13 protein-coding genes are annotated in these 13,196 nt (G+C 44.4%); 11 read left to right on the top strand and 2 right to left on the bottom strand.

Annotated features, from left to right (window positions below; genetic code table 11):
- The first annotated feature begins 69 nt into the window (after positions 1 to 69).
- The 3 genes from G633_RS0115760 (at position 70) to G633_RS18785 (ending at position 3,809) form a co-directional block, all read left to right on the top strand.
- The gene (locus G633_RS0115760; RefSeq protein WP_026520509.1) at positions 70 to 1,191 is read left to right on the top strand and encodes an aldo/keto reductase; all 1,122 of its coding nucleotides are present in this window, start codon (positions 70 to 72) and stop codon (positions 1,189 to 1,191) included.
- Positions 1,192 to 1,318: 127 nt separating this feature from the next.
- Complete coding sequence (locus G633_RS0115755) at positions 1,319 to 2,848, top strand: Na+/H+ antiporter NhaC family protein (protein WP_035771682.1); 1,530 nt, start codon at positions 1,319 to 1,321, stop codon at positions 2,846 to 2,848.
- Positions 2,849 to 2,858: 10 nt separating this feature from the next.
- Positions 2,859 to 3,809: a GTP-binding protein gene (locus tag G633_RS18785; protein WP_051200311.1), complete on the top strand. Its 951-nt coding sequence runs from the start codon at positions 2,859 to 2,861 to the stop codon at positions 3,807 to 3,809.
- Between the two features lie 85 nt (positions 3,810 to 3,894).
- Here G633_RS18785 and trxA read toward each other — a convergent pair whose 3' ends face one another.
- On the bottom strand, positions 3,895 to 4,212 hold the full coding sequence (gene trxA, locus G633_RS0115745; RefSeq protein WP_022768528.1) for a thioredoxin: 318 nt from the start codon (positions 4,210 to 4,212) through the stop codon (positions 3,895 to 3,897).
- A gap of 170 nt (positions 4,213 to 4,382) precedes the next feature.
- Between trxA and G633_RS0115740 the strand changes: the two genes are divergently transcribed.
- The 5 genes from G633_RS0115740 to G633_RS0115720 all read left to right on the top strand — a co-directional run bounded on the left by G633_RS0115740 (position 4,383) and on the right by G633_RS0115720 (position 8,589).
- Complete coding sequence (locus G633_RS0115740; RefSeq protein WP_026520507.1) at positions 4,383 to 4,937, top strand: DUF3990 domain-containing protein; 555 nt, start codon at positions 4,383 to 4,385, stop codon at positions 4,935 to 4,937.
- A 93-nt stretch (positions 4,938 to 5,030) separates the two neighbouring features.
- On the top strand, positions 5,031 to 5,615 hold the full coding sequence (locus tag G633_RS0115735; RefSeq protein ID WP_026520506.1) for a hypothetical protein: 585 nt from the start codon (positions 5,031 to 5,033) through the stop codon (positions 5,613 to 5,615).
- A 1,099-nt stretch (positions 5,616 to 6,714) separates the two neighbouring features.
- Positions 6,715 to 7,656, top strand: a complete 942-nt coding sequence (locus tag G633_RS0115730) for a cation diffusion facilitator family transporter (RefSeq protein WP_022768525.1) — start codon at positions 6,715 to 6,717, stop codon at positions 7,654 to 7,656.
- 13 nt (positions 7,657 to 7,669) lie between these two features.
- Complete coding sequence (locus G633_RS20010; RefSeq protein ID WP_155834981.1) at positions 7,670 to 7,831, top strand: hypothetical protein; 162 nt, start codon at positions 7,670 to 7,672, stop codon at positions 7,829 to 7,831.
- A 32-nt stretch (positions 7,832 to 7,863) separates the two neighbouring features.
- The gene (locus G633_RS0115720) at positions 7,864 to 8,589 is read left to right on the top strand and encodes an ion transporter (RefSeq protein ID WP_026520505.1); all 726 of its coding nucleotides are present in this window, start codon (positions 7,864 to 7,866) and stop codon (positions 8,587 to 8,589) included.
- A 20-nt stretch (positions 8,590 to 8,609) separates the two neighbouring features.
- On the opposite strand, the gene G633_RS0115715 is transcribed toward G633_RS0115720, so the two are convergent.
- Positions 8,610 to 9,188, bottom strand: a complete 579-nt coding sequence (locus G633_RS0115715; protein WP_026520504.1) for a hypothetical protein — start codon at positions 9,186 to 9,188, stop codon at positions 8,610 to 8,612.
- A 212-nt stretch (positions 9,189 to 9,400) separates the two neighbouring features.
- Between G633_RS0115715 and purF the strand changes: the two genes are divergently transcribed.
- The 3 genes from purF to metF are packed head-to-tail and all read left to right on the top strand — an operon-like array spanning position 9,401 to position 13,193.
- Positions 9,401 to 10,846 (top strand): amidophosphoribosyltransferase, encoded by a 1,446-nt coding sequence (gene purF / locus G633_RS0115710; RefSeq protein WP_026520503.1) that lies wholly within the window; start codon positions 9,401 to 9,403, stop codon positions 10,844 to 10,846.
- A gap of 32 nt (positions 10,847 to 10,878) precedes the next feature.
- A complete protein-coding gene (gene purB, locus G633_RS0115705) occupies positions 10,879 to 12,312 on the top strand; it encodes an adenylosuccinate lyase (protein ID WP_026520502.1) in 1,434 nt (477 codons plus the stop codon).
- Positions 12,313 to 12,329: 17 nt separating this feature from the next.
- Positions 12,330 to 13,193, top strand: a complete 864-nt coding sequence (metF, locus tag G633_RS0115700; protein ID WP_022768519.1) for a methylenetetrahydrofolate reductase [NAD(P)H] — start codon at positions 12,330 to 12,332, stop codon at positions 13,191 to 13,193.
- Positions 13,194 to 13,196: the final 3 nt, after the last annotated feature.

Below are 13,196 nucleotides of genomic sequence, written 5' to 3'. Positions count from 1 at the left end.
ATAGATACATTAATTTATAATGTCTATTGGCAATATTGTCAAGATAGTAGAGAAAAAAGGAGAATGACTATGAGTATTGATCTGAGCAAGATGCCAAAGCTTGGCTTTGGACTGATGAGACTGCCTGAGAATGACGGTGTTATCGATCATGAGCAGGTGTGCAGAATGGTGGATAAGTATCTTGAGGCAGGACTTACCTACTTCGATACAGCTTATGTTTACCACGGCGGAAAGAGCGAAGTTGAGGCAAGAGAAGCGCTTGTTAAGCGCCATCCCAGAGAGAGCTTTACACTGGCAACCAAGCTTCCTGCATGGGAGATCAAGAAGGAAGAGGATGTTGAGAGAATCTTTAATGAACAGCTTGAGAGAGCAGGCGTAGACTTTTTTGACTTCTATCTTCTTCATTCCATCGAGGAAGGCAACAACTACGACACTTATGTTAAGTACAACTGCTTTGAGTGGGGCGTTAAGAAGAGAGAAGAGGGCAAGATAAAGCACTTTGGTTTTTCTTTCCACGGAAGCCCTGAGCTCCTTACAGAGATTGTCGACAATCATCCTGAGATCGAATTTGTACAGATCCAGTACAACTATCTGGACAGATCAAATCCTGTTGTAAGAAGCCAGGAGCTTTACGAGATCCTCAAGGCAAGAAATATCCCCATGGTCATCATGGAGCCTGTTAAGGGCGGAGCTCTTGCCAAGATGGTACCTGAAGCAGAGGAGATGTTTAAGGCGGTAAGACCTGAAAGCTCAATTGCTTCCTGGGCTCTTAGATTTGTTGCATCACAGCCCGGCGTTATGACAATCCTTTCAGGTATGTCCGATGAGGCACAGATGGAGGATAACCTTAATACCTTCAAGAATTTCGAGCCTCTTTCAGAAGAAGAGCTTGCAGTAGTTAATAAGGTTACAGAGAAGCTCCTTGAGGTTCCTCAGATTGGCTGTACAGCCTGCAAGTACTGCTGCGACGGATGCCCGATGCAGATCAGCATTCCTGATGTATTCAGGACTATCAACACACTCCGTCGTCACCCGGATGACTGGAGATCCAAGAACTTCTACTCAGGACTTATCCAGAGAAGCGGAAAAGCCTCTGATTGTATAGCCTGTGGCCAGTGTGAGGGCGTATGTCCTCAGCATCTTCCTATCATCGATCTCATGAAGGAAGCAGCAGAAATACTGGGCCAGTAATCAGTAAATGGCAGATAGCGGGAGAAGACTGTAGGGTCTTCTCCCATTTTAGTGCTTTAAAGTATAGAAATTTCACCGCAGTAGATATATAATGGTTTTCATATAGTATATAAGGGGGAGAAAGAATATGTTTATTAACAGCTTCTGGTCACTGTTGCCGGCGATCATAGCCATCGCTTTGGCACTTATCACAAAAGAGGTTTATTCATCTCTTTTCATCGGAATTGTTGTCGGCGGAATGCTCTATTCGGGCTTTTCATTCACCGGTACCATCGAGCACGTCTTTGTGGACGGCATGATCACACAGCTATCTGACAGCTGGAATGTGGGTATCCTCATTTTCCTGGTTGTTCTGGGAAGTATGGTTATGCTCATGAACCGTGCAGGTGGTTCTGCAGCCTTCGGAAAATGGGCGGTAGAGCATGTTAAGACCAAGGCCGGCGCTCAGATCGCCACAATTCTACTTGGTGTTCTCATCTTCATCGATGACTATTTCAACTGCCTCACAGTTGGTTCTGTTATGAGGCCTCTCACAGACAAACACAAGATCTCAAGAGAAAAGCTCGCATACCTTATCGACGCAACAGCAGCACCTGTCTGCATCATCGCACCTATTTCCTCATGGGCAGCAGCTGTTACAGGTTTCGTTGACGGGGCAAACGGACTGACTCTTTTCGTAAGGGCTATCCCCTACAATTTCTATGCAATCTTAACCATCGCAATGATGCTTACACTCACTCTTGCTGATTTCGACTTTGGTCCAATGAAGAAGGTTGAGAGAGATTCTTTAAAAGAGCTTAAGGAAATGGCAGCAGGAAAAGAAGAACCTGCCCCCGGTATGTCCGGTGCTACAGATCAGCCCCATCCTCCTGTTTCTACAAAGGGTAAGGTTATTCACCTGGTACTTCCCATCGTTGCACTCATCGTCTGCTGTGTAATCGGCATGATCTATACCGGCGGATTCTTTGAGGGCGAGAGCTTTATTGATGCTTTTTCAAATTCAGATGCTTCAGTCGGACTGGTTTACGGTTCTGTTGCAGCTCTTTTGATAACACAGATATTCTTCATGGCTACCAAGGTGCTCAACTTCACAGAGTGCATGAACACAATTTCAGAAGGCTTTAAGAGCATGGTTCCCGCCATCCTCATCCTTACATTTGCATGGACACTTAAGTCTATGACTGATTCACTCGGTGCAGCTGATTATGTTGCCGGAATGGTGCAGAATGTAGCCGGAAACGGTGCATTCATGAACTTCCTGCCTGCAATCGTATTTGCAGTAGGCGCATTCCTTGCCTTCGCTACAGGTACATCCTGGGGAACCTTCGGAATCCTTATCCCGATCGTAGTTAATGTATTTGGTGGCGATATGAATAACGAGCTCATGATCATTGCCATTTCTGCATGTATGGCAGGCGCTGTATGCGGAGATCACTGCTCACCTATTTCAGATACAACAATCATGGCAAGTGCAGGAGCTCAGTGCAACCACATCGGTCACGTTTCAACACAGCTTCCTTATGCACTTACAGCTGCTATTGTTTCAATGGTTGCATATATCTTTGCCGGCTTTATCAGAAACTGGCTCATCTGTCTGCCAATAGGCATTGCTCTTATGGTAGTTACGCTTCTGGCAATTAAAAAGGCGGATGCATAGGAGTCTGTAAATGGTCAAGATAGATCTGATAACGGGTTTTCTCGGATCAGGAAAAACTACATTCATTAAGGAATATGCCGGATACCTCATCTCAAAAGGTGAGAAGATCTGCATAATAGAGAACGACTATGGCGCTGTGAACATCGATATGGTCATGCTTCAGGACCTTCTTTCGGATAACTGCAACCTCGAGATGATCGTTGGAGGAGACGGCAAGGAGGCCCACAGAAGGCGATTCAGGACCAAGCTGATATCCATGGGCATGAGCGGATATGACAGAGTGCTGATCGAGCCCTCGGGCATATATGACGTGGACGAGTTCTTCGATGTTCTCTATGACGAGCCACTGGATAGGTGGTACGAGATAGGTAACGTCATTTCCCTGGTGGACGCAGAAGCTGTTTTTGATCTCGGTGATTTTGAGAGATACATCTTCATGTCTGAGATCGCCTCTGCCGGGAAGCTTGTCTTTTCCAAACTGGATATGGTATCTGACAAAAAGGCTGTTCTTGATGCTGTAAATAAGATCATGGACGAGTTTGGCGGTAAGAGCTTTGATATGTCAAAAGACATTGTGGCAAAGCCTATAGATGAGTTTACACCGGATGACTTTGAAGCTCTTTGCAGCTGCGGATATCGGCATGCTTCTTACGTTAAGCTCCCCATAGAGGATAAGCAGTTTACACCGCTTTTTTATTTCGATGTAGCTATGCCTTTGGACAAGCTAAGGGAGATTGCAAAAGGTCTTTTAACCGATGCAAAAGCAGGGCATGTCATCAGGATCAAGGGCTTTGTTCAAATATCTGAGAATGAGCAGACAGAGCTTAACGCCACGGAAAAAGAGATTAAGACAACTCCGATAGTAAGCAGCAGAAATGTACTAATCGTGATCGGAGAGGGCCTTGATAAGGCATACATCAACAGTATTTTTAAAGATTATTGCTCAGTTGTGTCACTATAAGATTTGTGAAAGGGAAATGGGAGCCTCTGCTTAGCAGAGACTCCCATTTTAGAGGGTTGTATTATGTGGAGTGGTGTTTGGCTAATTAAAGTGCGTCATCAAGCATCTTTGCAAGATTAGCCTGTGACATTGCTCCTGTGGAGCTGTTAAGTACTTCGCCATTCTTGAATACGATGAAACTGGGGATAGACATTACGCCATATTTAGCCGCTATAGCGTTGTTTTCATCGACGTTGAGTTTGCCGACCTTAACCTTGCCTTCGTATGTTTCTGCCATCTTCTCGACAACAGGCATCATCATCTTGCAAGGTCCGCACCAGTCAGCGTAAAAATCTACAAGAACGGGTGTATCACTACCGAGTACTTCTGCATCAAAATTTTCTTCTGTGAATCTGTATTCCATATGTTTGACCTCCAATTTGTAATTTATTTATCGTTAGTTGTTAGTGGTTTTCGTTTGCTGTGATCTTAATTTAACATATCACAATTAAATTGTCAACAATTAAATTGTAAATATTTTTATAAATGTTATAATGAGCTTGTAACTACTGATAGAATCAGGAGGTAAGCAAAATGATAAGAGTATATCACTCAGGATATGAAGAAATAAGAGAGCCTAATGTTCACAGAGGCCGTAAGAACGCAGATCTGGGCCAGGGCTTTTATACAACAGATAAAAGAGAATTTGCATGCCGTTGGGCCAGAGAAAAGACAGGATCTGATATTTACGTTAATACTTATGAACTTGAACTGGATGGTCTTAATATAAAGAAATTCGAGAGAAATGAAGAGTGGTTTAGATATGTCTTTTCCAATAGAAGATCTCTGCCTGACTATCTCTCTGAATATGATGTGATAATGGGCCCCATTGCCAACGATACAATATTTGATACTCTGGGAATCATGACTAGCGGGTATTTGTCGGATGATGAGGCCATGAAGCTTTTGTGCGTTGGACCCTGCTATCAGCAGATCACTTTAAAGACTTTGAAGGCAGCAGAGCATCTTAGGTTTGTGTCTTCGGAAATCCTTTCCGGAGATGATATTGAAGCAAATAAAAAAATAGCAGAAGCGGATGGAGAGCAGTATCTGAGCGAGTTCGCAAGGGTAATGGAGGAATTAAACTAGTATAATTCGCCAATTTAGTTGTTCTAATGGTACAAAAGTCCTGTATAATCATATTTGTATAAAAAAACTTTATGGTTTGAAAGGGGAAAAATTATGGACGAATATGCAGTACTTGCAGCACTTGGAGGATTTGTTGTAGTTCTTTTTATTATCGGTGTTGCTGTTTATCTTGTTGATGCGATCGGAAGATACAAGTACCTCAAGGTTCGCAATTATCAGAATGCATGGATGGGCTTTATTCCATTCGCAAATATCTATGCATGTGTAGAAGCTACTTACGGACCTTGCAACTTTATCAACCTTTACGGATGGAGAGCTCCTGCTTCAATTATTAAGCTTTGGGCAGTTGCTGTAACAGTTCTGTCATATGTAGTTAGTTATATACCTTATGTCGGAGACATCCTTACCCTTGTATTAACAGTTCTCAACATTGCCTTTTTGGTACAGCTGTTCAAAGATATGCTCGAGAGACTTGATGATCCTCAGACAACAGGATTTGCAATTTTAGCTAATATCATTACTATCATTGCATCAATCAAACTCCTAGCTTCTTCAAGCGCTCATGCACCGGCATCTCAGGACTGGATGACAGACGCAAGAGTTCTTACTTCACAGCAGGCTCTTGACGGACCACTCAGCTTCCTGAACGGTTCAAACAACAATCAGGGCCAGCAGTAAATTGAATTTTTAAAGAGCGTGACACCAATCGGTGCCACGCTCTTTTTGTGTGTGCCAAGCGGTTGTGAAGTGCCGAAGGACAAACATGTGAAGCATGTAATGGGCTGCATCGGCCCGCTGATCGCTCATTGTAGTTCGGAAATATGCCTGAGCCAAGGGCTGCCCGGGCGCCAAAGGGCGGCGCCCAGCGTACTGTCCCTTGACTCAGGCATATTTCCGAACTGCTTGGTCACTAAGCGGGCGCCGAGATTAGGGGAATCCTCGTCTGCCGGCATTTTATGGCAGAAGAGGGGATTTCGGACTCGTTGACATGTAAAAGGCTTGCGCGCAATCTGGAACCTGAGCAGAATTTATGGCAGAAGAGGGTATTTCGGCCTCATTGACATGTAAATGACTTGCGCGCAATCTAGATTCTGAGCAGATATTATGGCAGAGGAGGACATTTCGGCCTCATTGACATGTAAAAGGCTTGTGCGCAATCTGAATTCTGAGCTGAATTTATGGCAGAGGAGAGCATTTGGGGCTCATTGACATGTAAAAGGCTTGCGTGCAATTTAGATTCCGGGCTGAATTTATGGCAGAGAAGGGGATTTCAGCTTCATTGACATGTAAAAGGCTTGCGCGCAATCTGGATTCCAGGCAGACTTTGTGGCAAATAGCTGTATTTCAGCAGCTGGGACATGACAAATGAGCCGTAGAAGAGAAGTCCCTAGCTGAAATCTGTGGCAGAAGCGCAGGATATAGGCCTCGGGACATGAAAAAAGCTTGCACAAGGAGTAGTCTCTAGCCGGAATCTGTGGCAAATAGCTGCATCTCTGCATCTGGGACATGAAATCGCAAGCAAGACACCCGACTTCATGGCCCGCTTAGCTGCTCAATATGCCTTAGCGAATGAATGTCAATGGCACCGTGGAATACCGCAGCGTGCTTTTCGCGAGGATATGCCGCGAAAGGCCATTGATATTCATTAGCCAGGGCATACAATCTTCGGCTGCGGGCAATGAAGTCTCTTCTGAGTATGCTTCATCAATTATTTATGTATTGTCAGCCGTTAAGTTTGCTATAATATATCTGTCAGCACAGTGGGGAGGCGACAGTAATGGATCAAGAAACAAAACAAGATACAAAACAGGATGTAAAGAAGATTACCAACCAATTAGCCTTTGTAGGTATTTTAGGAAATGTTTTCCTGGCAGTATTTAAACTGATAGCAGGTATTGTGGGACATTCCACAGCAATGCTCTCAGACTCGATACATACGTTATCTGATGTAATCGCCACATTTATCGCATATTTAGGAGTAGTCCTATCAAGGAAGAAGGCTGATGACAAGCACCCATACGGACATGAGAGACTGGAGTGCGTTGCATCGCTCATATTGTCTTTTATCCTGTTTACGACAGGTGTAGAAATCGGAAAAAAGTGCATTACAGCAATAGTCGACGGAAGCTACAAGCAGCTGGCAATTCCCGGGATGCTTGCGGTTATCGCAGCTCTGGTTTCCATAATAACCAAAGAAGCCATGTTCTGGTACACCATGCGCTATGCAAAGCTCCTTAAATCAAGCGCCTTTAAGGCTGACGCATGGCACCACAGGTCAGATGCGCTTTCTTCAATAGGAGCTTTAATAGGTATCGTGGGAGCCCGTCACGGATTTCCTGTTCTGGATCAGGTGGCAGGTATCCTTATCTGCCTGATGATCATGTGGGTGGCAATTGAAATCTTCAGAGGCGCAGTTGACAAGATGCTTGATACATCCGCAGACAGAGAGGTAGAGACCAGGATAAAAGACCTAGTGTACAACTTCTCAAGAGATGAGAATCTCGGGGTAGGAGTTGACCTTCTAAGGACCAGGACCTTCGGAGAGAGGGTATATGTGGAGATGGAGATAAATGCCGACGGAAACCTTACGCTTCAGCAGTCTCACGATATAGCCGAGAGAGTTCATGACAAAATAGAAAAAGAATTCCCTGAAGTCAAACACGTTATGATCCATGTAAATCCAACAGGTTACAAGCATCACGAGGAAGAAAAGCTTTAAAGGAGCAGCATATATGCCAAGAAAGTACAACAATGACGATCTGTTCATATCGGATTCCGGAGTTACAACCTCCAAGAAAAAAATCCATATTACGTTCTTTGTCTTTTTGTGCAGAGCGGTGAGCATAATACTGGCAATCTTGGGGTTTTTATGCTTTTGGGAAGGAACTTTTTAACCACGACTTTTAATTCCTGATATCGGAGGCTTATGGATAAATATAAAAGAAGAATATATGAAGTAATTGAAGTATCCAGCATAGGCGATGCATCCAGCAGGGCTTACGATGTGCTGATGACAACCACGGTTATCGTCGGTCTTGTTCCGCTGACTTTAAAGACGGATAACTTCTATACATTCGTTATTGAGATAATCACTGCCTTGATCCTGTTTGTAGACTACTGTGCAAGAGTTTATACAGCTGATTACAAGATGGGATTTATGAATATCAAGGCTTATATCGCTTATATCTTTACACCGCTGGCTATCTTTGACCTTCTGTCCATATTGCCGGTTATATATCTTTTATTCCCGATACCATCCTTGCGACTATTGAAGCTAATCAGAATTTTCCGTGTGCTGAAGCTTGTCAGATATTCAAAGACTATGATCGTCATAGCCAATGTCGTAAGAAAAGTAAAAACACAGCTCATCGCTGTGCTTATACTGATAACCATCTATATTTTTGTTTCTGCAATGCTGATATTCCAGCTGGAACCAAATCTCTTTGACAGCTTTTTTGATGCTCTGTACTGGGCTACCATTTCCATAACCACCATCGGCTATGGAGATATCTACCCCACGACTGATATCGGTCGTTTTATAACTATGATATCAGCACTGATGGGAGTAGCCGTTATAGCCCTCCCATCAGGTATGATCACTGCAGCTTATATGAATGAAATTAGTAAAAAGAAATCTAAGTATGAGCTCTGATCTGTCAAATATCTGATTTATCAAAGAAGCTTGTTAGCTACTCTGTGCTCTGCCTTACCTGTCTGGTAGAAGTGTGTAAAGAGTGCGTCGCTGTTTGTTCCAAATGCATTCTGAAGATCAGGATAGTTCATGTAGTAGTCGTATGCATTGAACTCTGAGTTGTTGTTTGCGTACCACTTAAGAGGAGCTGCCATATCTGCCTTCTGTGCATAGGATGTATCGATGTTCTGTACGTAAACTTCGATGCCGTCGTAAAGTCCCTTGTCTGATACTTTGTCATCATCTACGTAGAAGTAGAACATTACGTTCTTTGTCTGCTCATCGGGACCGATGTGAAGAACTACTTGCTGTGTTCCGGATTTCTCAGAGCATTCTATGTAGGTCTTGTTGCTGGTGTGCTCTCCTACATATGCATCGTAATTGTAGTTTGCTGTAATCCAGAGAACTCTTGTTGATCCTGCGTCCATTGATACACAGCACTGTTCAAAATCGAAGTAATCAGGAATCTCACTGTATGCAAATGACTTGAAGTTAAATGCTGTGATGGTAAGAACGATAATAAATGCTGTTGCGATAATCTTTTCAATCTGTTTTCTCATAATGAACACCTCCATATTTTCTTAATCTGTTGTTTACTAAAGCCTCTGTTTTATTAGTCTTTAGTTATCTCTCTTGTTTGATTCTGATTACACTATACTCTCCCGTTTGTCACAGATTTATCACACCCTTTTTTGTTGCCACACAGGCCAAGATTTGTTATTATGTTCGTGTTTGTGAGCAGTTTTTTCTTATAAGAAAAAAGAGGAGAAAAATGAAAGATCTAAACAGGACTGAAAGCTACAAGCACCTTGGGGAAGAGTGCGGTGTATTTGGCATGTATGACTTTGACGGAGGGGATGTTGCAGACTCCATCTATTACGGATTGGTCTCCCTTCAGCACAGAGGCCAGGAGAGCTGTGGTATCGCTGTCAGTGATACAAAGGGCCCTAAGGGCAAGATACTCAGCTACAAGGATATGGGCCTTGTAAATGAGGCTTTTACTCACGAAGATATTGATAAACTTAAAGGGGATATCGGCGTCGGCCATGTGCGCTATTCCACTGCAGGAAGCAGCACAAGAGAAAATGCCCAGCCCCTTGTTCTTAATTATGTAAAGGGAGCCCTGGCGATGGCGCACAACGGCAACCTTATTAACGCACCGGAGCTTCGGCATGAACTTGCTTATACCGGTGCTATTTTTCAAACTACCATTGATTCAGAGGTCATTGCTTACCACATCGCAAGGGAGAGGCTCCTTTGCCACTCCGTCGAGGAAGCGGTTGGAAGAGCAATGCTCAAGATAAAAGGCGCATACAGCCTGGTCATCATGTCTCCCAGAAAGCTCATCGGAGCAAGAGACCCATACGGCTTTAAGCCTTTGGTAATAGGAAGAAGAGAGAATACTTATGTCCTTGCTTCCGAGACCTGCGCCCTTGATACTATCGGCGCAACCTTCATAAGAGATGTTGAGCCCGGAGAGATAGTTACCATATCTCCTGAGTACGGGATTAAATCAGATAAGAGCCTGTGCATAGATCATGACAAGCAGGCCAGATGCATATTTGAGTTTATTTACTTTGCAAGGCCGGACAGCACCATAGACGGAATCAGCGTTTACGATGCCAGGATCGCAGCAGGAAGATTTCTTGCCAAGGATTCACCGGTAGATGCCGACATGGTCGTAGGTGTTCCGGAGTCAGGAAACGTGGCAGCATTAGGATACGCCCTTGAGTCAGGAATTCCGTACGGACAGGCCTTTGTAAAGAATTCTTATATCGGAAGAACCTTTATTAAACCCAAACAAAAGAACCGTGAATCCAGCGTTCAGGTTAAGCTTAACGCCCTTAAGAGCGCAGTAAGCGGTAAGAGGATCATCATGATAGATGACTCCATCGTCCGCGGAACAACCTCAGACAGGATTGTGAGAATGCTTAGAGATGCCGGGGCAAAAGAGGTGCACATGAGAGTAAGCTCTCCGCCGTTCCTCTGGCCATGCTACTTTGGAACGGACGTACCGGCAAGAGACCAGCTCATTGCCTATAACAGAAATGTTGACGATATCTGCAAGATCATCGGAGCAGATTCCCTGGCTTACCTTGAGCTTGAAAGGCTTGAGGAAATGGTTGGAGGTAAGCTCTCAATCTGCAAGGGATGTTTTACAGGTAAGTATCCGATGGATCCGCCAACAGAAGATATCAGAGGAAGCTACGAAAAATAATCAATAATAGAGGAAATGTCAGGAGGAGAATTATGAGTACAGATCGTTACACCAGTCCATTGTCAGAGCGTTATGCAAGCAGTGATATGCAGTATATCTTTTCACAGGATATGAAGTTTAAGACCTGGAGAAAGCTGTGGATCGCCCTTGCTGAGATTGAAAAAGACCTTGGCCTTAACATTACTCAGGAGCAGATCGACGAGCTCAAAGAGCACGCTGAGGATATCAACTACGACGTTGCAAAAGCCCGTGAGAAGGAAGTCCGTCACGACGTAATGAGCCACGTATATGCCTACGGTCAGCAGTGCCCTAAGGCAAAGGGTATCATCCACCTCGGCGCAACCAGCTGCTACGTTGGCGATAACACTGACATCATCATCATGACTGATGCACTCAGACTTGTTCGCAAGAAGCTCATCAACGTCATCGATAAGCTCTCTGTATTTGCTGACAAGTACAAGGATCAGCCTACCCTTGGCTTTACTCATTTCCAGCCTGCACAGCCTACAACAGTAGGTAAAAGAGCTTGTCTCTGGCTTCAGGATTTCACCATCGATCTTGAGGACCTTGACTATGTACTTGATAACATGAAGCTCCTTGGATCAAAGGGTACAACAGGAACTCAGGCATCATTCCTCGAGCTCTTTGACGGAGACCTTTCTAAGGTTGATCAGCTTGATCCCATGCTTGCCAAGAAGATGGGCTTTAAGGGATGCATGGCAGTTTCAGGACAGACCTACAGCCGTAAGATTGATATGAAGGTTATAAACGTTCTTTCCGGAATCTGCGCATCAGCAACCAAGATGGCTCAGGATATCAGACTTCTTCAGCACCTTAAAGAGGTTGAAGAGCCATTTGAGAAGAGCCAGATCGGTTCATCAGCTATGGCTTACAAGAGAAATCCCATGAGAAGTGAGAGAATCTGCTCACTCTCAAGATATGTTATGATAGATGCTTTAAACCCTGCAATCACCGAGGTTTCACAGTGGTTTGAGAGAACCCTTGATGATTCAGCCAATAAGAGAATTTCGATTCCTGAAGGATTCCTTGCAACAGATGGAGTTCTTGACTTGTGTATTAATGTAGTAGATGGTCTTGTGGTCTATCCGAAGGTTATCGAGAAGCACATGCTCGCTGAGCTTCCATTCATGGCAACAGAGAATATCATGATGGATGCTGTTAAGGCAGGTGGTGACAGACAGGAGCTCCACGAGAAGATCAGAGAGCTCTCAATGGAAGCCGGCAAGACTGTCAAGGTAGAGGGTAAGGACAATAACCTCCTTGAGCTCATCGCAGCAGATCCTGCATTCCACTTAAGCCTTGAAGAGCTTCAGGCTTCAATGGATCCCAAGAAATACGTTGGCTGCAGTGCTCATCAGGTTGAGAAATTCCTTGATGAAGTAGTTAAGCCAATCCTTAAGGCCAACGAGAAAGAGCTTGGAGTAACAGCTGAGATAAATGTTTGATAACGGGGAGAATGTGTATGAAGATAAGTCAGTTATTTAAGGAAAAAGATGTAACCCTCTCCTTTGAGGTTTTCCCGCCCAAGACAGATGCGGGGTTTGAGGCTGTAGAAAAAGCTGCCTCTGAGATAGCAGCTCTTTCACCTGACTTTATGAGCGTTACCTACGGAGCAGGCGGCGGAACCAGCAAGAATACCGCCAAGATCGCAGGTGACCTTCAGGACAGATTTTCAGTCCCTGTACTTGCGCACCTTACCTGCGTCTCATCTACCAAGGATCTGGTTAAGAGCGTTGTAAACGAGTACAAAGAGAGAGGCATTGAAAACATCATGGCCCTCAGGGGCGATATTCCCAAGGAGGGAAGAATCTCTTTTGACTACGACCATGCAACTGAGCTGATCTACGACATCAAATCGATAGACGATTCCTTCTGCATCGGCGGAGCATGCTATCCCGAGGGACATGTTGAGTGTGCAAGGCAGTCAGAGGATATCCAGCATCTCAAGGAAAAGGTTGATGCCGGATGCGACTTCCTGACAACCCAGATGTTTTTTGACAACGGGGCTCTCTATCAGTTCCTCTACAGAATAAGAGAGAAGGGCATAGAAGTACCGGTAGTTCCCGGAATCATGCCTATTACCAATGCTAAGCAGGTGGCCAGAAGCGTTGCGCTTTCAGGTTCAACCATTCCACAGAAGATGAAGATCATGGTGGACAGATTTGCAGACGAGCCCGACAAGATGAAGGAAGCCGGCATCATTTATGCCTGTGACCAGATCATAGATCTTATCAGCAACGGCGTTAGCCACATACATGTATATTCAATGAATAAGCCTGATATAGCAGAAGGGATCATGAACAACTTAAGATCCATTATCAGGTAAAGA

The organism is Butyrivibrio sp. FCS006 (assembly GCF_000424525.1).
GTDB lineage: Bacteria > Bacillota > Clostridia > Lachnospirales > Lachnospiraceae > Butyrivibrio.
The sequence above is the reverse complement of the archived record's forward strand: the minus strand, read 5'-3'. Positions and strand labels throughout refer to the sequence as shown.